Source organism: Streptomyces sp. NPDC001927 (assembly GCF_053594455.1).
Genome location: NZ_JBSFEN010000004.1, coordinates 387,360 through 411,451, shown reverse-complemented (window position 1 = coordinate 411,451; position 24,092 = coordinate 387,360). Strand labels below are relative to the sequence as shown.

Below are 24,092 nucleotides of genomic sequence, written 5' to 3'. Positions count from 1 at the left end.
AGCGGACGTCATGTACGGCTGGATCTGGCGGCATCTGCCGGGCAACGCGTGGGTACGGGCCCTCATCTCACTCGTTCTCGTCCTGGGGGTCGTCTACGCCCTCTTCCAGTACGTGTTCCCCTGGGCGGAGCCTCTGCTTCCGTTCAACGATGTGACGGTGGACGGCCAGTGAGCGCGCGGATTCTCGTCGTCGACAACTACGACAGCTTCGTCTTCAACCTCGTCCAGTACCTGTACCAGCTCGGCGCCGAGTGCGAAGTGCTGCGCAACGACGAGGTCGAGCTGAGCCACGCCCAGGACGGCTTCGACGGCGTCCTGCTCTCGCCCGGCCCTGGCGCGCCCGAACAGGCCGGTGTCTGTGTCGACATGGTGCGCCACTGCGCCGAGACCGGGGTGCCCGTCTTCGGCGTCTGCCTGGGCATGCAGTCGATGGCCGTGGCGTACGGCGGCGTCGTGGACCGCGCCCCCGAGCTGCTGCACGGCAAGACCTCGCTCGTCACGCACGAGGGCCAGGGCGTCTTCGCGGGCCTGCCGTCGCCGTTCACGGCGACCCGGTACCACTCGCTCGCCGCCGAGCCCGCGACGCTGCCGGCCGAGCTCGAGGTCACGGCCCGCACGGAGGACGGCATCATCATGGGCCTGCGCCACCGCGAACGGGACGTCGAGGGCGTCCAGTTCCACCCCGAGTCGGTGCTCACGGAGCACGGCCACCTGATGCTCGCCAACTGGCTGGAGCGGTGCGGCGACAACGGGGCGGTGGGCCGGTCGGCGGGGCTCGCGCCGGTGGTGGGCAAGGCCGTCGCGTGACGACGGGGTCGCCGTGGTTCCGGGCGACGAACGTGCCGGAGAACGAGCAGGAGCCCGTACCGGCGCAGCCGGAGGCGATACCGGGGTACGAGCAGACGGCGTACCCGTACCAGCAGGAGTACGCGTACCAGCAGCAGTACCCGGAGCAGCAGCCGTACCCGGATCAGCAGCAGTACCCGGATCAGCAGCCGTACCCGGACGCGCAGGAGTATCAGGACGCGCAGGAGTACCCGGAGTCGCAGGAGTACCCGGATCAGCAGCCGTACGCGTACGAGCCGATACCGGAGCCCGTGCCGACGAGCCCGGCCCCCGTCGCGGAGACTCCGTACGAGGCACCGGAGGAGCCCTACGAGGCCGCGTACGAGCCTCGGGACGAGACGATGGGTCTGCGGACCGTGGAGCCCGCCGGGACGCCTGAGGCGGCCGTGACGCCGCTTGCCGGCCCCGGCAGGGCGGAACGCAGGCGCGCGGCCAAGGGCAAGGGCCGTAGGGGCGGCGGTCCGGCGTCCGAGCCGGACTCCGAGACGCCCGCCGCTCCGATGTCCCGCGTCGAGGCCCGGCGCGCGGCGCGGGCGGCGAAGGAGAGCGTCGGCGTCGTCGCCAGCCGGGTCGTGGGCGAGCTGTTCATCACCTTCGGCGTCGTGATGCTGCTCTTCGTCACGTACCAGCTGTGGTGGACGAACGTCCGGGCCGATCAGCAGGCGAACCAGGCCAAGGGGCAGATCGAGGACGCCTGGTCCAAGGGCAGGGCGCCGGGCGCGTTCGAGCCCGGACAGGGCTTCGCCATCATGTACATCCCCAAACTGGACGTGGTCGTCCCCGTCGCCGAGGGCATCAGCAAGCCCAAGGTCCTGGACCGGGGCATGGTCGGCCACTACAGCGAGGGCACCCTGAAGACGGCGATGCCAGGCGACAGGCAGGGCAACTTCGCGGTGGCGGGGCACCGCAACACCCACGGCGAACCCTTCCGGTACATCAACCAGTTGGAGCCCGGGGACCCGATCGTCGTGGAGACGCAGGACGCGTACTACACGTACGAGATGGCGAGCATCCTGCCGCAGACGGCGCCGTCGAACGTGTCGGTGATCGACCCGGTGCCGAAGCAGTCCGGCTTCGAGCAGCCCGGTCGCTACATCACGCTGACGACCTGTACGCCCGAATTCACCAGTACGTACCGGATGATCGTGTGGGGCAAGATGGTCGAGGAACGCCCGCGCAGCAAGGGAAAGCCGGACGCGCTCCTAGGCTGAGAGCCGACGGACTTACGACCCCACACCTCAGGACGGGACGACGCAGTGTCACGTGCGCGCAACCGGATCGCCGGAGCCATCAGTGTCTTCGGTGAACTCCTCATCACCGCGGGCCTGGTGCTCGGTCTCTTCGTCGTCTACTCGCTGTGGTGGACGAACGTCCTCGCCGACCGCGCCGCCGACAAGGACGGCACCCAGGTCCGCGACAACTGGGCGGCCGGCCCCGGCGCCCTGGACACCAAGGACGGCATCGGCTTCCTGCACGTCCCGAAGATGGGCGGCGGCGAGATACTCGTGAAGAAGGGCACCGACAGCAAGACGCTGAACAACGGTGTCGCCGGGTACTACACCGACCCCGTGAAGTCGGCCCTCCCGCAGGACAAGCAGGGCAACTTCACGCTGGCCGCGCACCGCGACGGGCACGGGGCGAAGTTCCACAACATCCACAAGTTGAAGAACGGCGACTCGATCGTCTTCGAGTCCAAGGACACGTGGTTCGTCTACAAGGTCTACAAGAGCCTCCCGGAGACGACGAAGTACAACGTGGACGTCCTCCAGCCGGTCCCGAAGGAATCGGGCAAGGCCAAGCCGGGCCGCTACATCACGCTGACGACCTGCACGCCGATGTACACCTCGGACTTCCGCTACATCGTCTGGGGCGAACTGGTCCGCACGGAGAAGGTCGACGCGGACCGCACCCCGCCGGCGGAGCTTCGCTGACGGGACCGCATACGTTCCGGGTACGCGGAGAGCCCCGGCATCCTTCCGGATGCCGGGGCTCTCTCGTGCGTGCGCTGGTGCGTCGGTGGGGCTGCTAGTCGAAGAAGCCGCCGCCGTTGTTGCCACCGTTGTTGTTACCGCCGCCGCCCGTCGAGAAGACGGTGATCGTCTGGCCGGTGGTGACCTGGCTGCCCTCCGGCGGGTTCGTGCCGAAGACCCTGGCGTCACCCTTGTCCGAGCCCTGCTGCTGCACGACCAGGCCGAGAGCCTCCAGCTGCGCCTTCACCTCGTCGAACGTCTTGCCCGTCAGACCCGTCGGGATCGTCGTCGCCGTCTGCTGCGGGCCCTTGGAGACCTTCAGCGTGATCTGGACGTTCTTCGGCTGGTCGGTGTTGCCGCTCGGGGTCATCCCGGTGACCGTCCCGGCCGGCTGCTGAGAGTCCTCGTCCTGGCGGGCGACGTTCTCGAAGCCGAGCGTCTTGAGGTCCTGGACGGCCTGGTCGTAGCTCCTGCCCGTGACATCCGGCAGCTGCGACTTCTCCTGCTTCGCCACCGTGATCGTGACCTCGGAGTTCTGCTCCGCCTTGGCGCCGCCGTCCGGGCTCTGCTTCAGGACCTTGCCCGGGTCCTCGTCGGACTCCTCCTGCTTGACGACGACCTTGAAGCCCTTGTCCTTCAGGAGCTGCTCAGCGCTCTCCTGGGACTTCTCGAGAACGTCCGGGACCTCGATCTGCGGCGCGCCCTCGGAGACGACGACCGAGATCGTCTCGCCGACGGTCATCTTCGCCGTGCCGTCCGCCACCGGCGTCTGGCTGCAGATCTTGCCCTTCGGCTGCTCGCACCGCTCGGTGCTCGCCTGGGCGACCTTGACCTGGGCGTTCTTCGCCGAGGACTCGGCCTCCTGGAGGGTGTGGCCGACCAGGGACGGGATCGTCACCTGCTGCGGGTCTTCCTTGGTGTCGAAGATCGAGCGACCGATGAGGATCGCGCCGACCAGGACCAGGATGCCCGCGAGCACCAGCAGGATCGTCGAGGTGTTCGACTTCTTCTGGCGACGGCGGTCCGGGCGGTCGTCGTAGCCGTAGCCACCGTCGTCCGGGTTGATCGGCGGAAGCATGGAGGTCTGGCCGGCCGGGTCGGCCTGGCGCAGGGCGGTCGTCGGCTGGTCCTCCGGGGCGTAGCCGCCGTAGCCGTTGCCGTAACCGCCGCCGTACGCCGCCGCGCCCATCGCCGCCGCGGCCGCGACGGGCTGGCCGTCGAGGCAGGCCTCGATGTCGGCGCGCATCTCGTCGGCGGACTGGTAGCGGTAGTCGGGGTCCTTGACCAGCGCCTTCAGGACGATGGCGTCCATGTTGGGCGTGATCTCGGGGTCGAAGTTGCTCGGCGGCTGCGGCTCTTCCCGTACGTGCTGGTAGGCGACCGCGACCGGGGAGTCGCCGATGAACGGCGGCCGGACGGTCAGGAGCTCGTACAGCAGGCAGCCGGTGGAGTACAGGTCGGAGCGGGCGTCGACCTGCTCGCCCTTGGCCTGCTCCGGGGAGAGGTACTGGGCCGTGCCGATGACCGCGGCGGTCTGCGTCATGGTCATGCCCGCGTCGCCCATGGCGCGCGCGATGCCGAAGTCCATGACCTTGACCTGGCCGGTGCGCGTCAGCATGACGTTCGCCGGCTTGATGTCACGGTGCACGATGCCGGCGCGGTGGGAGTACTCCAGCGCCTGGAGGATGCCGACCGTCATCTCGAGCGTGCGCTCGGGCAGCAGCTTGCGCCCGGAGTGCAGCAGCTCGCGGAGGGTCGAGCCGTCGACGTACTCCATCACGATGTACGGGATGGAGACCCCGTCGACGTAGTCCTCGCCGGTGTCGTAGACCGCGACGATCGCCGGGTGGTTGAGCGAGGCGGCCGACTGGGCCTCACGGCGGAACCGGGCCTGGAAGGACGGGTCGCGGGCGAGGTCGGCCCGCAGCGTCTTCACGGCGACGGTGCGGCCGAGCCGGGTGTCGTGGGCGAGGTAGACCTCTGCCATGCCACCACGGCCGAGCACCGAGCCCAGCTCGTACCGGCCGCCGAGGCGACGCGGCTCTTCCATAACTGATCCAGCCCTCTCCGTCTGTCCCGACCGCACCCGTGTGTGGTCCGGCGGTGTGCTGTTCGCGCAAAGGCTACCGGCCACGGGAAGGGGATCCGCCCGTGGCCGCATCCTGATACCTGACCGGTACCTGGCCGGTGCCAGGCCGCAAGGTCAGCTCCTGCTCTTCAGTACCGCCTTCATCACGGACTTGGCGATCGGGGCGGCCAGGCCACCACCGGAGATGTCCTGGCGGTCCGTACCGGCGGAGTCCTCGACGATGACGGCGACCGCGACCGGGGAGCCCTGGTCGGTCTTGGCGTAGGCGATGAACCAGGCGTAGGGCCGCTCGGCGTTCTTGTCGCCGTGCTGAGCCGTACCGGTCTTGCCGCCGACCTTCACGCCGTCCATCTTGACGTCGGCGTTGGTGCCGGTGCCCTCGCTGACGACGGTCTCCATCATCTGCTGGAGCTTCTGCGCGGTCTCCCCAGAGACCGGGCGGCTCATCTCCTCCGGCTCGTTCTGCTTGATGACGTCGACGTTCGGGGACTCCAGCTTGTCGATCATGTACGGCTTCATCAGCTTGCCGTCGTTGGCGATCGCGGCCGTGACCATGGCCATCTGGAGCGGCGAGGTCGCGGTGTTGAACTGGCCGATGGAGGACAGCGCGTTACCGGGACGGTCGGCCTTCTTGTCGTAGACCGAGGCGGCCGAGCGGACCGGAGTGAACTGCTCGGCGTTGAAACCGAACTTCTCGGCCATTTCGACCATCTTGTCCCGGCCGACCTCGTCGCCGAGCTTCGCGAAGACCGAGTTGCAGGAGACCTTCATGGCCTGGTTCAGGCTGGCGTTCTCACACCCGGACGCGTGGTTCTTCATCGGCACGCGGGTGGTCGGCAGGTTGTACGGCTCCGGCGTGGTCGTCTGCGCGTTGATGTCCGTGACCTTGCCGTTCTCCAGCGCCGCGGCCGCCGTGACGACCTTGAAGACGGAGCCGGGCGGGTAGATCTCGCGCAGCGCGCGGTTCAGCTTCGGCTTGTTCTTGTCCTCCTCCAGCGCGACCCAGGCCTTCTCGTCCTTCGCGGAGTAGCCGGCGAAGGTCGAGGGGTCGTACGAGGGGGTGGAGGCGAGCGCGAGGATCTTGCCGGTCTTCGGCTCGATCGCGACGACGGCGCCCGTCTTGTTGCCGAGGCCCTCGAAGGCGGCCTTCTGGGCGGCGCCGTTCAGCGTCGTGACGACGTTGCCGCCCTTCTTCTTGCCACCCGTGAACATCGACAGGGTGCGGTCGAAGAAGAGCCGGTCGTCGTTGCCGGTGAGGATGCCGTCCTCGATCTTCTCGATCTGGTTGGCGTCGTACGCCTGCGAGGCGTAGCCGGTCACCGGCGCCCACATCGGGCCGTCGGTGTACGTGCGCTTGAAGCGGTAGTACGGGTCCTGGGAGTCGACCGAGCCCGTGATCGGCTTGCCGTCCACGATGATGTTGCCGCGCTCGTTGGCGTACCGCTCGATCTGCACCCGCTTGTTGCTTGGGTGCGCGTTCAGCTCGTCGGCGCGGACGTACTGCAGCCAGTTGTCCCGGATCAGCAGGGCGAGGACCAGCAGGCCGCAGAAGATCGCGACCCGGCGCAGGGGCTTGTTCACGGACGGACCACCTGGGTCATCTCGGCGTCGGGGGACGGTGCGGGGGCGGGCGCCGGGCGCCGGGCGGTGTCGCTGATCCGGATCAGGATGCCGATCAGGGCCCAGTTGGCGATCACGGAGGATCCGCCGTACGCGAGGAACGGCATCGTCATACCGGTCAGCGGGATGAGCCCCATCACACCGCCGGCGACGACGAAGATCTGCAGCGCGAACGCGCCGGAGAGGCCCATCGCGAGCAGCTTGCCGAACGGGTCGCGGGCCGCCAGGGCGGTGCGGACACCGCGCTCGATGATCAGGCCGTAGAAGAGCAGGAAGACCATCACGCCGGTCAGGCCGAGCTCTTCGCCGACGGTCGCGAAGATGAAGTCGGAGTTGGCGGCGAAGCCGATGAGGTCGGAGTTGCCCTGGCCGAGGCCGGTGCCGAGGATGCCGCCGGAGCCGAAGGACATCAGCACCTGCGTCATCTGGTCGCAGGCCGCGACCTCCTTGGCGCAGGCGAAGGGGTCCGCCCAGGCGTCCACACGGGCCTGGACGTGTCCGGCGAACGAGGCCACACCGACGGCGCCGGCGACGGACATCGCCAGACCCATGACGATCCAGCTGGTCCGCTCCGTCGCCACGTACAGCATGATCACGAACATGCCGAAGAACAGCAGCGACGTACCGAGGTCGTTCTCGAAGATCAGGATGAGGAGGCTGACGGCCCAGATCGTCAGGATCGGGCCGAGGTCACGGCCACGGGGCAGGTAGAGGCCCATGAAGCGGCGACTGGCCAGGGCCAGCGCATCGCGTTTCACCATGAGATAGCCGGAGAAGAACACCGCCAGGACGATCTTGGCGAACTCACCGGGCTGGATGGAGAATCCGCCGACCCTGATCCAGATCTTGGCGCCGAAGACGTCCGCGCCGAGGCCCGGCACCAGCGGCAGCAGCAGCAGCACGAGCGCCGCGACCATCGAGATGTACGTGTAGCGCTGCAGGACGCGGTGGTCCTTCAGGAGCATCAGCACACCCACGAACATGGCGATGGCGATCGCCGAGTACAGCATCTGGTTCGGGGCGTCCGGGCTGAACGTCTTGTACCGCGCGATGATGCGCGGCGACTGGTCGAGCCGCCAGATCAGCACCAGGCCCATGCCGTTCAGCAACGTCGCGAGCGGCAGCAGCAGCGGGTCCGCGTACGGCGCGAACTTGCGCACCACGAGGTGCGCGACGGTGGCGAGCAGGCCGAGGCCGAGGCCGTAGCCGAGCATGCCGGACGGCACCTCGCCGTCGATCGCCAGACCGACGTTGAGGTACGCGAAGACCGGGATGACGACGGCGAACGCGAGCAGCGCGAGCTCGGTGTTCCGGCGGCTCGGCGCCTCGATCGCGCCGATGGTGGTCGTGTTGGTGACAACGCTCATGGTGGTGAAAGGCCCCCTACGGGTGCTTACTGCTTGCCGCAGTTCGAGGCCAGCTTCTGCTCGTCCGCCGTGAGGGTCGGGCCCGGGGAGGGAGCGGCTGTGCTGGGCTTGGAGTCGGGGGACGAGCCGTCGGCGGGCGGCTTGCTCGCCTGGTCGGCGGCCTTCTCGGCGGCCTCACGGCGCTGCTCGGTCTTCTTGCACGCCGAGGCCTGCGCGGCGAGCTCCGCGATCTTCGTCTCGGCCTTGCCGAGGCTGCCGCCCGCGATGGTCTCCTCGACCTGCTTGCGCTGGTACTCCGGCAGGTACTTGAGTTCGATCTCGGGGTGGTCCTTCTCCACCTCCGACAGCGAGACCCACGCCAGGTCCTGGCTGATGCCCTGGTACAGCGCGACGTGCTGGTCCTTGGAACCGACGTAGTACTGCGTCTGCGTCCAGCGCCAGCCGCCGTACAGACCGCCGCCGACGACGCCGACCGCGAGGCCCAGGAAGAAGATCCGCTTCAGCCACTTCAGGCCGGTCCGCGGCTTCTCGAACTTCTCGAAGTCCTCGTCCGTGTACGTCCCGAAGGAGCCCTGCGGCGGCATCCCGCCGTAGCCGTGGTCGTCGCCGCTGCCGGGCGGGCCGAAGCCCTGGGGCGGCTGCCCGCCGGAGGGCTGTTGGTGCGGCGCCGTGCGGCCCAGGCCGGAGGCCCGGCCGGCCGGGGTCTGCATCGCCCCGCCGTCGGCCTGCTGCACCTGGTTCTCGGCGACCGCGCCGACGATGACCGGGGTGTCGCTGAGCTGACCGGCGAGGGTGTCGCCGCCGTCGACGTCGAGGACGTCGGCGACGATCACGGTGATGTTGTCGGGGCCGCCGCCGCGCAGCGCGAGCTGGATCAGCTCCTGCACGGTCTCCTGCGGGCCCTGGTAGCTGGCGAGGGTGTCCTCCATCGTCTGGTGAGAGACGACTCCGGACAGCCCGTCGGAGCAGATCAGATACCGGTCGCCGGCCCGGACCTCACGGATCGACAGATCCGGCTCGACATGGTCACCGCTGCCGAGCGCACGCATCAGGAGCGAGCGCTGCGGGTGGGTCGTGGCCTCTTCCTCGGTGATCCGGCCCTCGTCGACGAGCCGCTGCACCCACGTGTGGTCCTGGGTGATCTGCGTGAGCACCCCGTCCCGCAGCAGGTACGCCCGGGAGTCGCCGACGTGCACCAGGCCGAGGCGCTGGCCCGTCCACAGCAGGGCGGTGAGCGTGGTGCCCATACCCTCCAGCTGGGGGTCCTCCTCGACCATCATCCGCAGCTGGTCGTTGGCCCGCTGCACCGCGGCGCCGAGCGACGTGAGGATGTCGGAGCTCGGGACGTCGTCGTCGAGGGTGACCAGGGTCGAGATCACCTCGGAGGAGGCGACCTCACCGGCGGCCTGGCCGCCCATGCCGTCGGCGATGGCGAGCAGCCGCGGACCGGCGTAGCCGGAGTCCTCGTTGCCCTCGCGGATCATGCCCTTGTGCGACCCGGCGGCGAAGCGCAGTGACAGGCTCATGCGCACCTGCCCTGTCGGCGTCGCCTCGGGGTACAGCCGGTCTCGAGCCACACTGCCCACCCTCCGGTCGGGAGCCGGTACGCGGTACGGACCCGACGGTCCGCCGCGCGGTCCGTCGTGGGGACCGCCCCGGCCCGCTCGCTCCGCTCGCACTCATACATGACGTAGCACTACTTCCGCAGCTCGATGACGGTCTTGCCGATGCGGATCGGCGCGCCCAGCGGAATCGGCGTGGCGGTGGTGAGCCGGTTCCGGTCGAGATACGTGCCGTTGGTGGACCCGAGATCCTCGACGATCCACTGGCCGTCCCGGTCCGGGTAGATCCTCGCGTGCCTGCTGGAGGCGTAGTCGTCGTCCAGCACGATCGTCGAGTCGTGGGCGCGGCCCAGCGTGATGGTCTGCCCCTGCAGGGCGACCGTCGTGCCGGTCAGCGTCCCCTCGGAGACGACGAGTTTGGTCGGGGCGCCGCGGCGCTGTCGGCCGCCACCCCCGCTCTGCTGGCCACGCTGCTGCGGCGGCTGGGCCGCCTGGCGCGTGTTCTGCTGCGGACGGGCGTCCTGGCGGCGCGAACCGCGCTGCGTGACACGCGTGCCGAACAGGTCGCTCCGAATGACCTGGACGGCCACGATCACGAACAGCCACAGAACGGCCAGGAAACCCAGCCGCATGACCGTCAGGGTCAGCTCTGACATTGCCCCCGCTTCACCCTTCGGCTTGCCGGTAAACGATGGTGGTGCTGCCCACGACGATCCGCGAGCCGTCGCGGAGCGTAGCGCGGGTGGTGTGCTGCCCGTCCACCACGATGCCGTTGGTGGATCCGAGATCCTGGATCGTCGAGGGCGTTCCGGTCCGGATCTCGCAGTGCCGGCGGGAGACGCCGGGATCGTCGATCCTCACGTCCGCGTCGGTGCTGCGGCCAAGGACCAGAGTCGGGCGGGAGATCTGATGGCGGGTGCCGTTGATCTCGATCCACCGGCGCACCTGGGCGCCGGAGGAAGGCATGGGGCCGGGGCCACCGGCCGTGGGACGGCCGGCGGGCGCCTGGCCGGGTGCGTGACCCGGAGCATGCCCTGCCTGGCCGGGCGCGCCGGGGCGCTGGGCGCCGCCCGCGCCCGGCGGCGGGGCCGCGGGCATCGGCGGAGCGCCGACCGGGGGGTAGCCGTAGCCGCCCGGTGCCTGGCCGCCCTGCTGGGGGCCCGCGGCGGGCGCCTGCTGCTGTGACGAACTCGACGCGAGCGTGCGGCTGCGCACGCGGTACAGACCGGTGTCGAGGTCGTCGGCCTTCTCCAGGTGGACCTTGATCGGGCCCATGAAGGTGTACCGCTGCTGCTTGGCGTAGTCGCGGACCAGGCCGGCGAGCTCGTCGCCGAGCTGGCCCGAGTACGGGCTGAGACGCTCGAAGTCGGGCGTGCTCAGCTCGACGATGAAGTCGTTGGGGACGACGGTCCGCTCGCGGTTCCAGATCGTCGCGTTGTTGTCGCACTCGCGCTGGAGAGCGCCCGCGATCTCGACGGGCTGGACCTCGGACTTGAAGACCTTGGCGAAGGTGCCGTTGACCAGACCTTCGAGCCGCTGTTCGAAACGCTTCAGGACTCCCATGGGGCACCTCCTCCGTCGTTGTCGTCCTGGTACTGCTTACTGATCGTATCCACGCGTCGGGAAATCGGCTGGTTCCCCTTCTCTGCCCTGTGGACGAGTGTCACCTCTCACAGGCTTTCCCCACGGATCGTAGAGGCGGCCCCTGGACAGTGTCCCGCACCCGGCGAGCGAGCAGGAGGAGTGGGGCCGCGCGGTGGGTGCGGTCCGTCCCGTTCCTCCCGTTACCCGTCCACTCTTCGTCTCTTCTTCTCCCCGCCCTGGGGCGTCCGTCTTCTCCTCGCCCCGGGCTGCCCGTCGCTTCCTCCTTCTCTCGCCGGCTTCTCTCGCCGGTCTGCCCGCCGGGCCTCCCGTGAGGTCCGTCGGCCCGTCTCCCACTGTCCCTGTTCGCTCGGGCGGGGGGTCAAACAACGGATGTGAATCCACCGTCCGCGACGTGCTAATCTTCAGATGTCGCCAGGCGATCGCACCGAAAACAGCGGTGAGGGAGCCCGGAGCACACCCAATGCGCGGGTGGCGGAATAGGCAGACGCGCTGGATTCAGGTTCCAGTGCCCGCAAGGGCGTGGGGGTTCAACTCCCCCCTCGCGCACCAGTACGGAAGCCCCGTAGGTCATCGACCTACGGGGCTTCCGCGTTGTCGCACGGCGCGGTGTGAGGAATGCGACGTTCGTCGATGCGGGGCGCGACGAAAGAGGGCCGCGGGCGGCACGGGCCGCTGCCTAAGGTGCGAGCGTGGACGCGACTTCGAAGATCAGGGCGAAGACCAGGGCAGGGGCCGGCGCCGCGTGGGACTGGTTCACGGCGCCCGGGATGTGGTCGAGGCGCAGGACCGCCGGCGAGGTGGTGCTCGCCCTCGTGATGGGGCTGCTCGCCGCCGGGACCGAGGAACTGCTGGGCGGCGAGGGCTGGCGGCTGGCGTGGGTGGGCCTGGGGGCCGCCGTGCTGTCGCTGCTGCGTCGAAGGCTGCCCGGGACTGTGCTCATCGTCACCGCGGCCTTGGCACCCGTCGTGCCCGGCTACCTCGTCCTGCTGATACTCGTCGGCTGGTCCTCGGGCCGGTACATCGCCGGCGCCGGGCGGGCGCTGATCGCCTACACCGTCGCGTACGTACTGAACATCTCGACGAGCCTGATCGACATCTGGGACCTGCACCGGACGCTGACCGTCGTCTTCATGTCGACGCTCTACTTCCTCGCGACGACCCTGGCGCCCGGCCTCGCCAACCGGTACTGGACACAGCGCAGGACCCTGCTGCACGCCCTGCAGGAGGGCAACGCCCAGCTCCTGCGCGAGCGCGCCATGGTGGTCGGGCAGGCGCGGCTCCTCGAACGGCAGCGGATCGCCCAGGACATGCACGACAGCCTCGGGCACCAGCTCGCGCTGATCGCGGTCCACACCGGGGCCCTGGAGGTCGACCGGGAGCTGACCGACCGCCAGCGGGAGGCCGTGGGGGTCCTGCGCAACGCGTCGGTGACCGCGATGCACGAGCTGCGTGAGGTCGTCGGCATCCTGCGCGACGGCGTCCACGCCGGTGCGGAGACCGCGGCCCTGCCCGCGGGGGCGGGCGACAGCTCGGGACGGGCGGCACGGGGGACCGCCGGTATCGAGGGGCTCGTCGAGACGGCCCGGGCCGCGGGGAACCGGGTGGAGCTGCGGTGGAGCGGGGACCACCGGCCGCTGCCGCCGGCCGCCGACCACGCCGCGTACCGGATCGTGCAGGAGGCGCTGACCAACGCCTACAAGCATGCGCCGGGCGCGCTCATCGACGTGGAACTGCGGTACGAGCCGGACTCCCTGGTCGTGGAGATCGTCAACGAGTCGGCCGAGAAGGCCCCGGAGGACGTGGTCAGCGGCGGCCAGGGGCTGACCGGGCTGCACGAGCGGGCCCGGCTCGTCGGCGGCATCGTCCACGCGGGGCCGGCGGACGGCGGGGGGTTCCGGGTCGCCGGGATGCTGCCCTACGGGGTGGTGGAAGCAGCGCCTTTGGTCGATGCGGCCGACGACTTCCGGCAGCAGTCGCCGTATCTCCGCGTGGGCCACCGTGGTGCCGTCCAGGTCGGACAGGCCGACTGGACCTTCACGGAACGGGAGCTGGCGATGGCGGTGCACGGGGGAAGGAACAGGAGCACGGGCAGCGGGGTCGCGCTGGGATGCGGCATCGCGTTCGCGGCCCTGGTGCTGCTGCTCGTCGCGGGCGGCTTCGGTCTCTACTTCCTGGTCGGATCGCTGGAGAAGGGCATGATCGACCCGGCCGAGTACGACGCGATAAAGGTCGGGGCGGCGGAGAAGGACGTCCGCGACCAGCTGCCGTCCGGCGACACCATCACGACCACCGGACTGCACGGCAAGGGACCCGAGGAGCCCGAGGGATCGAAGTGCCTGGTGCTCATGTCGTCGGAGGTGGGAGAACAGGTGGAGACCGAGCCGGTTTTCCGGTTCTGCTTCAAGGACGGCAAGCTGATCGAGAAGAAGTCGTACGAGGTCAAGCGCTAACGCTGACCCGCCCGAACCGGTAGCCGTTGGGGAGTAGCTGTGGCAGGGCAGCGCATCAGGGTCGTGGTCGCCGACGACGAGCCGCTGATCAGGGCCGGGATCAGGATGATCCTCACCTCGGACGAGGACATCGAGGTGGTCGCGGAGGCGGCGAACGGCCGGGAGGCCATCGAGCACGTGCGCGCGCACGCCGCCGACGTGGTGCTGCTCGACATCCAGATGCCCGTGCTCGACGGACTGTCCGCCCTGCCGGAGCTGCGCCGGGTGGCGCCCTCGACGCGGGTCATCGTGCTGACGACCTTCGGCGAGCGGGAGAACGTGCTGCGGGCCCTGGAGCACGGCGGCGCCGGGTTCCTGCTCAAGGACACGGCACCGGCCGAGCTGATCCGCGCCGTACGGGCCGCGGCGGCGGGTGACGCGTATCTCTCGCCCGCCGCCACCCGGCACGTGGTGGAGCAACTGGCCTCGGGCCGTGAGGTGGCGCGCGCCGAGCAGGCCAGGGGGCGGGTGGCGGCGCTCAGCGAGAAGGAGCGCGAGGTCCTCGCTCTCCTCGGCGAGGGGCTGTCCAACGCGGACGCGGGACGGCGCCTGCACATGAGCGAGGCCACCGTGAAGACGTACGTCAGCCGGATCCTGGCGAAGCTGGGCTGCGAGAACCGCGTCCAGGCGGCGCTGCTGGCACGCGACGCCGGGCTTTAGGGGGCGGGCTTTTGGGGGTCGGGGCCTAGGCGCCGGGCTCTGGGCGCCGGGCTTCAGCGGCCTGCGGTGCCGGCGGCGTTGTAGCGGAGCAGGTACGAGGCGAAGCGGGCGAGGTCGTCGGCCGGCCAGTCCTTCAGGCGCTCCTGGTAGGCGGCGTGCCGGCTCGCCTGGGTGGCGGCCAGGACGCGACTGCCCGCCTCGGTGGGATGGAGGACCTGGACCCGGTGGTCGTCCGGGTCCGGTCGGCGCTCGACCAGGCCGAGCTTCTCCAGGCCGCCGATCTGGCGGCTGACCGTCGACTTGTCCAGCAGGTAGTGGGCGGCGAGGTCGGTCGCCCGGCAGCCCTGCTGGTCGTCGATGTGGGCGAGCAGGGTGTACGAGACGAGCGGCAGATCCGGGTGGAGCCGGGCGGCCGCGGCGCGGGCGCGGCGGGCGAAGGCTGTCAGCTCGCGCTGGATGGTGTCGACGGAGGCCTCGCGCGGGTCGTCGCCGTCGGTCATGGTGCGCTCCGGGGATCGTTCACAGCTTCTGCCAGGGTTCAGTTGTAGAGTACAACCGCCATTTAGGTGTATGGTGCATGCGCATTCAGTTGTAAAAGCCAACCATGGAGGTGCTCGGTGTCCGCAGGACTCCCATCCGCGCCCGGCACTGCGCCCGCGCCCGCGGGATCGGCGCCGGCGGGCGCACTGCGCCACGTGCTCGGACATCTGCTCACCCCGCTGCTGATGTGCGTCGGCATGGGCCTCGCCTACCTCGGCGCGTTCCACGCCCCCCAGCCCCACGACCTGCGCGTCGACGTCGTCGGATCGGGACCCAGCGCCCAGGTCCTCGCCCAGACCCTCCACGACAAGGGCGACGGCGCCCTCGACGTCCGTACCGTCCCCGACCGCGAGACCGCCGTCACCGCACTGCGCGAGCGGACCTCCTTCGGCGCGTACCTCCCCGGTGACCGCCCCGAACTGCTCGTCGCCTCCGCCTCCTCCGACACCAGCGCCATGGCCGTCGAGAAGGTCTTCACCAAGGTCGCCGCCGGACAGGACGCGCCCCTGAAGGTCACCGACGTCGCCCCCGTCTCCGACGGCGACCCCACCGGACAGGGCGTCTTCTTCCTCCTGGTGGCGCTCAGCATCGGCTCGTACGCCTCCGTCGCCGTCATCGGCGGCGCCGGAGCCGTCCTGCCCCTGCGTATCCGCGCCCTTCTCGCCGCCGGCATGTCCCTCGTCGTCAGCCTCGTCGGGACGGTCTTCGCCGGACCGATGTTCCACCTCGTCGACCGCGGGCTCGGCGGAGTCTGGGCGATGTCCTGGCTCTACTCGGCCGGCATCCTGCTGATCGGCGTCGGACTCCACACCTTCCTGCGCCGCTGGACCACCCTCGGTGTGATGGTCCTGTTCGTCATGCTCAACTTCACCAGCTCCGGCGGGATCTACCGCCCCGAGCTGCAACCCGGATTCTTCGGCGCCCTGCACGCCTTCTGGAACGGCGCCGGCTTCGTCGAGGGCGTCCGCAGCCACGTCTACTTCGACGGCCACGCCCTGGGCGGACACCTCCTGACCCTCGCACTCTGGCTCCTTGCCGGAGTCGCCGTCATGGTGTGCGCGGGCCTGGCCGAAGCGCGCCGCCGCCCGGCCGCAGCCGCCGTGCCCGCGGCACCCGCCGAGGCCGAGGAGGAGATGGAGGAGACCGTCGGGGTCTGAGGAGGATCCATGGGCCGAGGAAGACCTGCGGGCCGAGGAAGACCTACGGGCCCGAAGAAGATCCTTGGGCCGAAGACGTCCAGGTGATCGGTTGTCCACAGGCCGTTGTCCACAGGGGAAGACGGTTCGTCGAACCCGGCGGTACCGTCATCCCGTTGATGTTGAACAGCAAGGGCAGCACGAAAGTCGGGGGAGGACGTCCCATGGGCGAGATCCGGGCAGCGGTACCGGGACAGCGAGACACGGACGGCGGGCGCGTTCCGCACGTGCCGGGGTTCGCCCTGCGATCCGCCGCGGGGGTCACCGACTCCCCGAAGGAACAGGGCAAGGCCCTGCGCACACGCGTCCCCCGCACCAGCCACGACACGTTCGTCCTCTCCTCCGACCGGCCCGACGCCGTCAGCGCCGTCGAGGACTCCAGCCGCGACCGCGTGCCGGAACTGGCACCCATACGGGTCGGCCGCATGGCCGCCAGCCCGTTCGCGTTCCTGCGCGGCTCCGCCGGACTCATGGCCCACGACCTGGCCGGCTCCCCCGTCACCGGAGTCGCCGCCCAGATCTGCGGCGACGCGCACGCGGCCAACTTCGGCCTCTACGGCGACGCCCGCGGCCGTCTCGTCATCGACCTCAACGACTTCGACGAGACCGTCGTCGGCCCCTGGGAATGGGACCTCAAGCGACTCGCCACCTCACTGGTGCTCGCCGGACGGGAAGCGGGCGCGAGCGAGGACACCTGCCGCGCCGCCGCGTTCGACACCGTCGGCGCCTACCGGCGGACCATGCGCCTGCTGGCCAAGCTCCCCGCCTTCGACTCCTGGAACGCCATCGCCGACGAGGAACTCGTCTCCCACACCGACGCCCGCGACCTGCTGGGCACCCTCGAACGCGTCTCGGCCAAGGCCCGCAACAACACCAGCGCACGCTTCGCCGCCAAGTCGACCGAGTCCGTGACCGACGCCGACGGCGGAGGCCGGCGGTTCGTCGAGGCCCTGCCCGTACTGCGCCGGGTCCCGGACGAGGAGGCGGCGGCCGTCGCCGCCGCGCTCGGCTCCTACCTGGAGACCGTCTCCGAGGACCGGCTCCCCCTGCTCGCGCGGTACGCCGTCCACGACGTCGCCTTCCGCGTCGTCGGCACCGGCAGCGTCGGCACCCGCTCCTACGTGGTGCTGCTGCTCGACCACCGGGGCGAGCCGCTCGTCCTCCAGGTGAAGGAGGCCCGGCCGTCCGCGCTGCTGCCGCACCTGCCGGCCGTCGGCTTCACCGTCCCGGACGCGGGACACGAAGGCCGCCGCGTGGTGCTCGGACAGAAGCGGATGCAGGTCGTCAGCGACATCCTGCTCGGCTGGACCACGGTGCAGGGGCGACCGTTCCAGGTGCGCCAGTTCCGCAACCGCAAGGGCAGCGTCGACCCGGCCGCGCTCACCCCCGACCAGGTCGACGACTACGGCCGCATGACCGGCGCGCTCCTGGCCCGCGCCCACGCCCACAGCGCCGACCCGCGCCTGATAGCCGGCTACTGCGGCAAGAGCGAGGAGCTCGACGAATCCGTCGCGTCCTTCGCCGTCGCCTACGCCGACCGCACCACGGCGGACCACACCGACCTGGTGACGGCGGTACGCGACGGCCGGATCGCGGCCGAACTCGGAGTGTGACGGCCCACGCCTGCCCGAATCACGGGCTGCCACGGGCCACGGGGGACCGGGGGGACGGGGCGGGGGGAGGGAGGGGGGGAGGGGCCCCCGGGGATCGTAGGCTGGTGGGGTGACGGACCGGAGCGAGGACGTGGGCGTGGACCAGGACGTGGATCCGGCCGCAGGCGCGGGTATGGGCGAGGGCCCGGACCTGGGCGCGGGCGCCGGTGCGGGTGAAGGCGCGGACCTGGGTGCGGGTGCCGGAGCGGGCGAGGGCTCGGACCTCGGTGCCGGTGCGGGCCAAGGCTCTGACCTCGGTGCCGGTGCGGGCGAAGTCTCGGACTCGGGTGCCGGGGCTGGTGCCGGTGTGGGTGAGACTGCTGGGGCCGAGGCCGGCGTCGGCGGAGAGTCCGGTGCTGAGCGGCCTGAGGCTCGGTTGGCGAAGGCTGTTCGGGTGGCCGAGCAGGCGTTGATCGAGTTCGAGATCGCGGTGGAGACCTTCCGCGTCGAGGTCGACAACTTCTCCCGGCTGCATCACCAGAAGCTCGGGCCGATGTACGCGCGGCTCGACGAGCTGGACGCGCAGATCGCCGAGGCGCACGCGGCGCGGACCGGGGATCCCGAGGATCTGCGGCGGGCGCAGGAGGCGCGGGCCGTCGTCATGCCGATGCCCGGTGTCGACGAGCTCTTCCACGACTGGATCGACTCCGACGGGCTCTCCCCCGAGGCCGCCGCGATGCTGACCGAGCAGCCCGTGCAGCCGCCGAAGCGGGTCCGGCCCGGCGAGGAGGCCCGGAAGCTGTATCGCGAGCTGGCCCGGCAGGCCCACCCGGACCTGGCGCGTGAGGAGGACGAGCGTCGGCGGCGTGAGGAGTTCATCACCCGGGTCAACGCGGCCTACGCGCGTGGTGACGTGGCGCTGCTGCGCGAGCTGTCCGCCGAGTGGGCGGCCGGTCCGGTGCCCGAGCCGGAGCAGCTCAGCGAGAGCGAGGAGCTGTACGCGCGCCTCGAGTGGCTGTCGCACCGCAAGGAGCTGCTGACCCTGGTCGCCCGGGAGCTGGAGGACAGCGCGATCGGCGCGATGCTGCGGATGGCGCCCGACGACCCCGATCGGCTCCTCGAGGAGATCGCCGAGCAGCTGCTGGCGCAGGTCTCCGCGCGGGAGGCCGAGCTTGCCGCGTTGGTGCGGCAGGTGCAGTAGGTTTCCAACGGGCTCGATCCCTTCGAGCCGTTCGTACGAGAGAAGGCCTGTCCCATGAATTTCGCCCCGCTCCCCTCGGTGGACGTGGCTTCCGTGCCGGCCGACGCCCTGGTGCTGGACGTCCGTGAGGACGACGAGTGGGTGGCCGGTCATGCCGAGGGTGCTCTGCATGTGCCGATGAGCGACTTCGTGGCCCGCTTCGGCGAGGTGACCGAGGCCGTGGCGGATGGGCGTCGGGCGTATGTGATGTGCCGGGTGGGTGGCCGGTCGGCGCAGGTCACGCAGTATCTGGTGCAGCAGGGGATCGACGCGGTGAACGTCGACGGCGGCATGATCGCCTGGGACGCGGCCGGTCGGCCGGTGGTGGCGAAGGACGGCGCCCCGGGCTTCGTGGCCTGAGTCCTCCTGTGGCCCGGGGCGCGGTTGCGGTCCGGTCAGCCGAGGGGGTGGGCGGCCAGGAGGTCGCCCAGGGCCTCTTCGTGTGCGGCGGCCGGGCCGAGGGCGAGTTCGAGCTGTTTGGCCCAGGCGTGGTAGCGGTGCAGCGGGTAGTCGGTGTCGGCGCCGAAGCCGCCGTGGAGGTGCTGGGCGGTCTGCACCACGCGGCGTACGCCTTCCGAGGCCCAGATCTTGGCGACGGCGATGTCCGCGGCGGCCGGTAGCGGGCCGCCCGCTCCGCTGCTGATGCGCCAGGCGGCCTGCCAGAGGGTGACTTCCATGGCGCGCAGGTCGATGTAGCGGTCGGCGGCCTGGACGGCGACGGCCTGGAAGGTGGCCACGGGGTGGCCGAACTGTTCGCGCTTGCCGGTGTAGTGGCTCGTCATCGTGAGGACGTTCTCGCCGAGGCCCAGGGCGAGGGCGCAGGTGCCGGTGGCGAGGACGCCGCGGAGCCAGTCCCAGGCGCCGGCGGTGTCGATGACGTCGGCGCTGTCGAGGCGTATGGAGTCCAGGTGCAGCTCGGCGAGGAGTTCGCCGCTGGTCGAGAACTGTGCGGCCAGGGTGAGTCCGGGCTGGGCGCGGGGGACGAGTGCGAGGACGGTCTGTCCTTCGGCGGTGTGGGCGGGGACGGCGATGCGGTCGGCGCCGTGGGCCCAGGGGACGGCGCTCTGGAGGCCGTCGAGGATCCAGTCGGTGCCGTCGCGGCGGGCGGTGACGGCGAGTTCGGCGGGGTCGTGGCCGGTGTGGCCGTTGGAGGCGGCGGTGAGGACGAGTTCGCCGCGGCCGACGCGGGGGAGGAGTGCGGCGGCGGTGCGCGGGTCCGCGTAGCGTTCGACGGTCATGGCGACCGCGCTGGTCTCCAGGAGGGGGACGCGGGCGAGGACGCGGGCCGATTCGCGCAGGACGAGGCAGAGGGCGATGGTGTCGAGGCCCGCGCCGTTGTGTTCGGCGCCGAGGGTGAGGCTGAGCAGGTCGGCTGCGGCGAGGCGGGACCAGAGCGGCCGGTCGAGGTCGTCGGCGACGGCTCCTGGGGTGAGCGCGGGGCTCGGTACGGAGTCGGGGCTGACGCCGGAGAAGACCGCTTTGGCCGCCTCGACGGCCGCCTGCTGTTCCTCGGTGAAGGTGAAGTCCACGGCCATGCCCTCCCGTTGCCTGCTCTGACGGATCGTCAAGATAGAACAGGTTCTAGGGGAAGGGAATGGGCGCGGGGGGACGGTCAGCGGTCGAAGTCCAGCTCCACTTCGGCGGTGGCCGGGTGGGACTGGCAGGCCAGGACGTATCCGGCCTCGGTCTCCTCCGGTTCCAGGGCGAAGTTGCGGTCCATGCGGACCTCGCCTTCGACGAGGAAGGCGCGGCAGGTGCCGCACACGCCGCCCTTGCAGGCGTAGGGCGCGTCGGCGCGGGCGCGGAGCACCGTTTCGAGGAGCGTCTCGCCCTCCTGGACGGGCCAGTTGCCGGAGCGGCCGTGCAGGGTGGCCGTCAGGGTGGCGTGGACGGGCGCCGCGCTGGTGGGTGCCGGGGCGGGGGCCGAGCCGTCGTCGACGTGGAAGATCTCCTGGTGGATCCGGGAGCGTTCGACGCCGAGTCCGCGCAGGGCGCGTTCGGTGGCCGTGACGAGGCCGAACGGGCCGCACAGGAACCAGCCGTCGATCTCGTCGACGGGCAGCAGCGCGGGGAGCAGGCCGGTCAGCCGCTCCTGGTCGAGGCGCCCGGACGGGAGGCCCGCCTGCTGCTCCTCGCGGGAGAGGACGGTGACGAGCTGGAAGCGGTCGGGGAAGCGGTCCTTGAGGTCGGCGACGTCGTCGAGGAACATCGTGGACGACGCGGTGCGGTCGCTCCGGACGAGGCAGAACCGGGCGTCCGGCTGCTGGGCGAGGAGTGTGGCCGCGATCGACAGGACCGGGGTGATGCCGCTGCCGCCGACGACGGCGGCGAAGTGGCCGGGGCGGGGCGTGAGGGTGAAGCGGCCCATGGGTTCCATGACGTCGACGGTGTCGCCGACGGCCAGTTCCTTCAGGGCGTAGGTGGAGAACTCTCCGCCGTCGACGAGCCGGATGCCGACGCGCAGGACGGGGTCCTGGCCGGTGGGGGCCGCGGGTGCGCAGATCGAGTACGTACGGCGGATCTCCTCGCCGTCGCGCGCGGTGCGGCGCAGGGCGAGGTGCTGGCCGGGGGTGTGGCGGTAGGCGTCACGCAGCTCGGCCGGGACGGCGAAGGTGACGGCCACCGAGTCGTCCGTGAGCTGCTCGACCTCGCTCACCCGGAGCGGGTGGAACGCGGCCCGTCCGGCCCCTGAGGACACCATCTACAACTCCTTGAAGTGGTCGAACGGTTCGCGGCAGGCCGTGCAGCGGCGCAGCGCCTTGCACGCGGTGGAGGAGAAGCGGCTGAGCAGTTCGGTCTCGGTGGAGCCGCAGTGCGGGCAGCGGATCGCCAGGGTCAGCGGCACGGGGCCGCCGGCCGGGCCCTGGGGGCGGGGCGGGGCGATGCCGAACTCGGCGAGCTTGCGCCGTCCTTCGTCGCTGATGTCGTCGGTGGACCAGGCGGGTGCGAGGACGGTGACGACGGAGACGTCGGGGATGCCGTGCTCGTGCAGGGCGTGCTCGATGTCGGAGGACATCGCCTCGATGGCGGGGCAGCCGGTGTACGTCGGGGTCAGCTCGACCTCGACGCGGCCGGGGCCGAGGATCTGGACGCCGCGCAGGACGCCGAGCTCCCCGAGGGTGAGGACGGGCAGCTCGGGGTCGGGGACGGAGCCGGCGATCCGGCTCAGCTCCCGCTCCAGGTCGGTCGTCGCCTGGCCGCCGGTCATGGTGGTCACCATGTCGCCCCCGGGTGGCTGCGGTGCAGGTGCTGCATTTCGGCGAGCATCCGTCCGAAGGGCTCGGTGTGCAGGCCCTGCCGGCCGGCTCCCGCGCGCCAGCCGCCGGTGTCGGGGCCGGTCGGGACGGTGAGCGTGGCCTTCGTGAGGACGGCGGTGACGGAGTCCAGCCAGGCGGCCCGCAGGGCCTCGTGGTCCACGTCGAGGCCGGTGACGGGCTGGAACAGCTCACCGGTGTAGCGCCAGAGGGCGTCGCAGGCGCGCTGCATGCGGTCGTGGCTCTCGGGGGTGCCGTCGCCGAGGCGGAGGGTCCAGTGCTCGGCGTGGTCCTGGTGGTAGGCGACTTCCTTGACGGCCTTCGCCGCGAGCCCGCTCAGGGGGCCGTCGCCGGCCGCCAACTGGCCGTAGAGGAGCCGCTGGTAGGTGGAGAAGTAGAGCTGGCGGGCGATGGTGTGGGCGAAGTCGCCGTTGGGCTGCTCGACGAGCTGGGTGTTGGTGAAGGCGCGTTCCTCGCGGAGGTAGGCGAGTTCGTCCTCGTCCCCGACGAGGGAGAGCAGGACGCGTGCCTGGCCGAGCAGGTCGAGCGCGATGTTCGCGAGGGCGACCTCTTCCTCCAGGACGGGGGCGTCGCCCGCCCACTCCCCCAGTCGGTGGGAGAGCACCAGGACGTCGTCGCCGAGCGCCAGGGCCGCCTCGGCGATCCCGGCGGTGGTGCCAGTGGTGTCGGTGGTCTCGCTCACAGGTGCTTCACCCCCTCGGGGATCTCGTAGAAGGTCGGGTGGCGGTAGGGCTTGTCCGCCGACGGTTCGAAGAAGGGGTCCTTCTCGTCGGGCGAGGAGGCGGTGATCGCGGTGGAGGGCACCACCCAGATCGAGACGCCTTCGCTGCGGCGGGTGTACAGGTCGCGGGCGTTGCGCAGGGCCATTTCGGCGTCCGGTGCGTGCAGGCTGCCGGCGTGGGTGTGGGACAGTCCGCGGCGCGAGCGCACGAACACCTCCCACAGGGGCCATCCGTCGGTGGTCATGCCCGTGCCTCCCCGTGCTTTCCGGCGTATGCCGCCGCTGCTTCTCTGACCCAGGCCCCGTCCTCGTGGGCCCGGCGGCGCCGGTCGAGCCGCTGATCGTTGCAGGGGCCGTTGCCCTTGAGGACGTCCTGGAACTCGGCCCAGTCGATGGGGCCGAAGTCGTAGTGCCCGCGCTCCTCGTTCCACCGCAGGTCCGGGTCCGGGAGGGTGAGTCCGAGGGCCTCGGCCTGGGGGACGGCGATGTCCACGAACCGCTGGCGCAGCTCGTCATTGGAGTGCCGCTTGATCTTCCAGGCCATGGACTGGGCGGAGTGCGCCGATGCGTCGTCCGGCGGGCCGAACATCATCAGCGAGGGCCACCACCAGCGGTTCACCGCGTCCTGCGCCATGGCGTGCTGGGCCTCGGTGCCCCGGGAGAGGGCGAGGAGGGCTTCGTACCCCTGCCGCTGGTGGAAGGACTCCTCCTTGCAGATACGGACCATCGCGCGGGCGTACGGGCCGTACGAGCAGCGGCAGAGCGGGACCTGGTTGGTGATCGCGGCGCCGTCCACGAGCCAGCCGATGGCGCCGACGTCGGCCCAGGTCAGCGTCGGGTAGTTGAAGATCGAGGAGTACCTCTGGCGGCCGGCGTGGAGCTTGTCGAGGAGCTCGTCGCGGCTGGTGCCGAGGGTCTCCGCCGCGCTGTACAGATACAGCCCGTGGCCGGCTTCGTCCTGGACCTTGGCCATGAGGATCGCCTTGCGGCGCAGCGAGGGCGCGCGGGTGATCCAGTTGGCCTCGGGCTGCATGCCGATGATCTCGGAGTGGGCGTGCTGGGCCATCTGGCGGACGAGGGACGCCCGATAGGCGTCCGGCATCCAGTCGCGTGGCTCGATGCGCTCGTCGGCGGCGACGGCGGCGTCGAACACCGCCTCGTAGGCCGCCTGCGCCGCTGCCTCCGACGCGGCGGTGTCCGAGCCCTTGTCCGGCGCGCCCTGTGCGGCCGCCCGTGTCTTCTGTGCGTCCGCGGTCACTGCGGTCGCTGCCGTCCCTGCGGTCATCGGACCCCCTACCGACCGATCGTTCGGTTGAATGA

General features: G+C 70.7%; 23 protein-coding genes and 1 tRNA gene. 11 read left to right on the top strand and 13 right to left on the bottom strand.

The genetic code is table 11. The features are described 5' to 3' along the window. Positions 1–10: 10 nt before the first annotated feature. Genes ACWCO8_RS12465 through ACWCO8_RS12450 form a run of 4 tightly spaced genes read left to right on the top strand, consistent with a single transcriptional unit; the run spans position 11 to position 2,777 of the window. Positions 11–172, top strand: a complete 162-nt coding sequence (locus ACWCO8_RS12465) for a hypothetical protein (protein ID WP_362005436.1) — start codon at positions 11–13, stop codon at positions 170–172. Then, positions 169–807, top strand: a complete 639-nt coding sequence (locus tag ACWCO8_RS12460) for an aminodeoxychorismate/anthranilate synthase component II (protein ID WP_451032204.1) — start codon at positions 169–171, stop codon at positions 805–807. The genes ACWCO8_RS12465 and ACWCO8_RS12460 overlap by 4 nt, the downstream gene beginning before the upstream one ends. Next, positions 804–2,057, top strand: coding sequence for a class E sortase (locus ACWCO8_RS12455; protein WP_451032203.1), 1,254 nt, complete (start codon positions 804–806; stop codon positions 2,055–2,057). Before ACWCO8_RS12460 ends, ACWCO8_RS12455 begins: the two co-directional genes overlap by 4 nt. Before the next feature lie 45 nt (positions 2,058–2,102). Continuing rightward, positions 2,103–2,777: a class E sortase gene (locus ACWCO8_RS12450; RefSeq protein ID WP_362005443.1), complete on the top strand. Its 675-nt coding sequence runs from the start codon at positions 2,103–2,105 to the stop codon at positions 2,775–2,777. Between the two features lie 94 nt (positions 2,778–2,871). On the opposite strand, the gene pknB is transcribed toward ACWCO8_RS12450, so the two are convergent. The 6 genes from pknB to ACWCO8_RS12420 all read right to left on the bottom strand — a co-directional run bounded on the left by pknB (position 2,872) and on the right by ACWCO8_RS12420 (position 11,017). After that, positions 2,872–4,866: a Stk1 family PASTA domain-containing Ser/Thr kinase gene (gene pknB, locus ACWCO8_RS12445; RefSeq protein WP_451032202.1), complete on the bottom strand. Its 1,995-nt coding sequence runs from the start codon at positions 4,864–4,866 to the stop codon at positions 2,872–2,874. Between the two features lie 153 nt (positions 4,867–5,019). Next, the gene (locus ACWCO8_RS12440; protein ID WP_451032201.1) at positions 5,020–6,486 is read right to left on the bottom strand and encodes a peptidoglycan D,D-transpeptidase FtsI family protein; all 1,467 of its coding nucleotides are present in this window, start codon (positions 6,484–6,486) and stop codon (positions 5,020–5,022) included. Next, entirely contained in the window at positions 6,483–7,892 is a 1,410-nt protein-coding gene (locus tag ACWCO8_RS12435) for an FtsW/RodA/SpoVE family cell cycle protein (RefSeq protein ID WP_362005452.1), read from the bottom strand. Before ACWCO8_RS12435 ends, ACWCO8_RS12440 begins: the two co-directional genes overlap by 4 nt. 26 nt (positions 7,893–7,918) lie before the next feature. After that, positions 7,919–9,418 carry a Stp1/IreP family PP2C-type Ser/Thr phosphatase gene (locus ACWCO8_RS12430; RefSeq protein ID WP_451032200.1) on the bottom strand — a complete coding sequence of 500 codons (1,500 nt, stop codon included), beginning with the start codon at positions 9,416–9,418 and terminating at the stop codon, positions 7,919–7,921. A gap of 170 nt (positions 9,419–9,588) precedes the next feature. Continuing rightward, positions 9,589–10,110 carry an FHA domain-containing protein FhaB/FipA gene (locus ACWCO8_RS12425; RefSeq protein WP_362005457.1) on the bottom strand — a complete coding sequence of 174 codons (522 nt, stop codon included), beginning with the start codon at positions 10,108–10,110 and terminating at the stop codon, positions 9,589–9,591. Positions 10,111–10,120: 10 nt separating this feature from the next. Next, positions 10,121–11,017, bottom strand: coding sequence for an FhaA domain-containing protein (locus tag ACWCO8_RS12420; RefSeq protein WP_451032199.1), 897 nt, complete (start codon positions 11,015–11,017; stop codon positions 10,121–10,123). Between the two features lie 504 nt (positions 11,018–11,521). Here ACWCO8_RS12420 and ACWCO8_RS12415 point away from each other — a divergent pair. The 3 genes from ACWCO8_RS12415 (at position 11,522) to ACWCO8_RS12405 (ending at position 14,208) form a co-directional block, all read left to right on the top strand. Next, positions 11,522–11,608, top strand: a tRNA-Leu gene (locus tag ACWCO8_RS12415). A 218-nt stretch (positions 11,609–11,826) separates the two neighbouring features. Continuing rightward, positions 11,827–13,509 (top strand): sensor histidine kinase, encoded by a 1,683-nt coding sequence (locus ACWCO8_RS12410; protein ID WP_362006123.1) that lies wholly within the window; start codon positions 11,827–11,829, stop codon positions 13,507–13,509. Positions 13,510–13,548: 39 nt separating this feature from the next. Beyond that, positions 13,549–14,208, top strand: coding sequence for a response regulator transcription factor (locus tag ACWCO8_RS12405; RefSeq protein ID WP_362005462.1), 660 nt, complete (start codon positions 13,549–13,551; stop codon positions 14,206–14,208). Between the two features lie 53 nt (positions 14,209–14,261). On the opposite strand, the gene ACWCO8_RS12400 is transcribed toward ACWCO8_RS12405, so the two are convergent. Beyond that, complete coding sequence (locus ACWCO8_RS12400; protein ID WP_451032198.1) at positions 14,262–14,708, bottom strand: MarR family winged helix-turn-helix transcriptional regulator; 447 nt, start codon at positions 14,706–14,708, stop codon at positions 14,262–14,264. 225 nt (positions 14,709–14,933) lie between these two features. Between ACWCO8_RS12400 and ACWCO8_RS12395 the strand changes: the two genes are divergently transcribed. The 4 genes from ACWCO8_RS12395 to ACWCO8_RS12380 all read left to right on the top strand — a co-directional run bounded on the left by ACWCO8_RS12395 (position 14,934) and on the right by ACWCO8_RS12380 (position 19,136). Beyond that, positions 14,934–15,905 carry a hypothetical protein gene (locus tag ACWCO8_RS12395; protein WP_451032402.1) on the top strand — a complete coding sequence of 324 codons (972 nt, stop codon included), beginning with the start codon at positions 14,934–14,936 and terminating at the stop codon, positions 15,903–15,905. Positions 15,906–16,108: 203 nt separating this feature from the next. After that, a complete protein-coding gene (locus ACWCO8_RS12390; protein WP_451032197.1) occupies positions 16,109–17,557 on the top strand; it encodes a DUF2252 domain-containing protein in 1,449 nt (482 codons plus the stop codon). A gap of 109 nt (positions 17,558–17,666) precedes the next feature. Next, positions 17,667–18,737 carry a hypothetical protein gene (locus tag ACWCO8_RS12385; protein ID WP_451032196.1) on the top strand — a complete coding sequence of 357 codons (1,071 nt, stop codon included), beginning with the start codon at positions 17,667–17,669 and terminating at the stop codon, positions 18,735–18,737. A gap of 54 nt (positions 18,738–18,791) precedes the next feature. Then, positions 18,792–19,136, top strand: a complete 345-nt coding sequence (locus ACWCO8_RS12380) for a rhodanese-like domain-containing protein (RefSeq protein ID WP_362005473.1) — start codon at positions 18,792–18,794, stop codon at positions 19,134–19,136. 35 nt (positions 19,137–19,171) lie between these two features. Here ACWCO8_RS12380 and ACWCO8_RS12375 read toward each other — a convergent pair whose 3' ends face one another. From ACWCO8_RS12375 to paaA, 6 genes are all read right to left on the bottom strand, one after another. After that, entirely contained in the window at positions 19,172–20,305 is a 1,134-nt protein-coding gene (locus tag ACWCO8_RS12375; protein WP_451032401.1) for an acyl-CoA dehydrogenase family protein, read from the bottom strand. An 83-nt stretch (positions 20,306–20,388) separates the two neighbouring features. After that, the gene (locus tag ACWCO8_RS12370) at positions 20,389–21,477 is read right to left on the bottom strand and encodes a 2Fe-2S iron-sulfur cluster-binding protein (protein ID WP_451032195.1); all 1,089 of its coding nucleotides are present in this window, start codon (positions 21,475–21,477) and stop codon (positions 20,389–20,391) included. Further along, a complete protein-coding gene (gene paaD, locus ACWCO8_RS12365) occupies positions 21,478–21,996 on the bottom strand; it encodes a 1,2-phenylacetyl-CoA epoxidase subunit PaaD (protein WP_451032194.1) in 519 nt (172 codons plus the stop codon). Next, positions 21,990–22,733, bottom strand: coding sequence for a 1,2-phenylacetyl-CoA epoxidase subunit PaaC (paaC, locus tag ACWCO8_RS12360; protein ID WP_451032193.1), 744 nt, complete (start codon positions 22,731–22,733; stop codon positions 21,990–21,992). Before paaC ends, paaD begins: the two co-directional genes overlap by 7 nt. Then, entirely contained in the window at positions 22,730–23,017 is a 288-nt protein-coding gene (gene paaB / locus ACWCO8_RS12355; RefSeq protein ID WP_362005482.1) for a 1,2-phenylacetyl-CoA epoxidase subunit PaaB, read from the bottom strand. Before paaB ends, paaC begins: the two co-directional genes overlap by 4 nt. Continuing rightward, positions 23,014–24,057, bottom strand: coding sequence for a 1,2-phenylacetyl-CoA epoxidase subunit PaaA (paaA, locus tag ACWCO8_RS12350; RefSeq protein WP_362005485.1), 1,044 nt, complete (start codon positions 24,055–24,057; stop codon positions 23,014–23,016). Before paaA ends, paaB begins: the two co-directional genes overlap by 4 nt. Between the last annotated feature and the right edge of the window lie 35 nt (positions 24,058–24,092).

Excerpts from the sequence above, each read along its gene's own strand:
- ACWCO8_RS12465 (WP_362005436.1), top strand. The coding sequence starts at position 11 with ATGTACGGCTGGATCTGGCGGCATCTGCCGGGCAACGCGTGGGTACGG.
- pknB (WP_451032202.1), bottom strand. The coding sequence starts at position 4,866 with ATGGAAGAGCCGCGTCGCCTCGGCGGCCGGTACGAGCTGGGCTCGGTG.
- ACWCO8_RS12435 (WP_362005452.1), bottom strand. The coding sequence starts at position 7,892 with ATGAGCGTTGTCACCAACACGACCACCATCGGCGCGATCGAGGCGCCG.
- ACWCO8_RS12430 (WP_451032200.1), bottom strand. The coding sequence starts at position 9,418 with ATGAGCCTGTCACTGCGCTTCGCCGCCGGGTCGCACAAGGGCATGATC.
- ACWCO8_RS12425 (WP_362005457.1), bottom strand. The coding sequence starts at position 10,110 with ATGTCAGAGCTGACCCTGACGGTCATGCGGCTGGGTTTCCTGGCCGTT.
- ACWCO8_RS12420 (WP_451032199.1), bottom strand. The coding sequence starts at position 11,017 with ATGGGAGTCCTGAAGCGTTTCGAACAGCGGCTCGAAGGTCTGGTCAAC.
- ACWCO8_RS12410 (WP_362006123.1), top strand. The coding sequence starts at position 11,827 with ATGTGGTCGAGGCGCAGGACCGCCGGCGAGGTGGTGCTCGCCCTCGTG.
- ACWCO8_RS12400 (WP_451032198.1), bottom strand. The coding sequence starts at position 14,708 with ATGACCGACGGCGACGACCCGCGCGAGGCCTCCGTCGACACCATCCAG.
- ACWCO8_RS12395 (WP_451032402.1), top strand. The coding sequence starts at position 14,934 with ATGTGCGTCGGCATGGGCCTCGCCTACCTCGGCGCGTTCCACGCCCCC.
- ACWCO8_RS12390 (WP_451032197.1), top strand. The coding sequence starts at position 16,109 with ATGGGCGAGATCCGGGCAGCGGTACCGGGACAGCGAGACACGGACGGC.
- ACWCO8_RS12380 (WP_362005473.1), top strand. The coding sequence starts at position 18,792 with ATGAATTTCGCCCCGCTCCCCTCGGTGGACGTGGCTTCCGTGCCGGCC.
- ACWCO8_RS12370 (WP_451032195.1), bottom strand. The coding sequence starts at position 21,477 with ATGGTGTCCTCAGGGGCCGGACGGGCCGCGTTCCACCCGCTCCGGGTG.
- paaD (WP_451032194.1), bottom strand. The coding sequence starts at position 21,996 with ATGGTGACCACCATGACCGGCGGCCAGGCGACGACCGACCTGGAGCGG.
- paaB (WP_362005482.1), bottom strand. The coding sequence starts at position 23,017 with ATGACCACCGACGGATGGCCCCTGTGGGAGGTGTTCGTGCGCTCGCGC.
- paaA (WP_362005485.1), bottom strand. The coding sequence starts at position 24,057 with ATGACCGCAGGGACGGCAGCGACCGCAGTGACCGCGGACGCACAGAAG.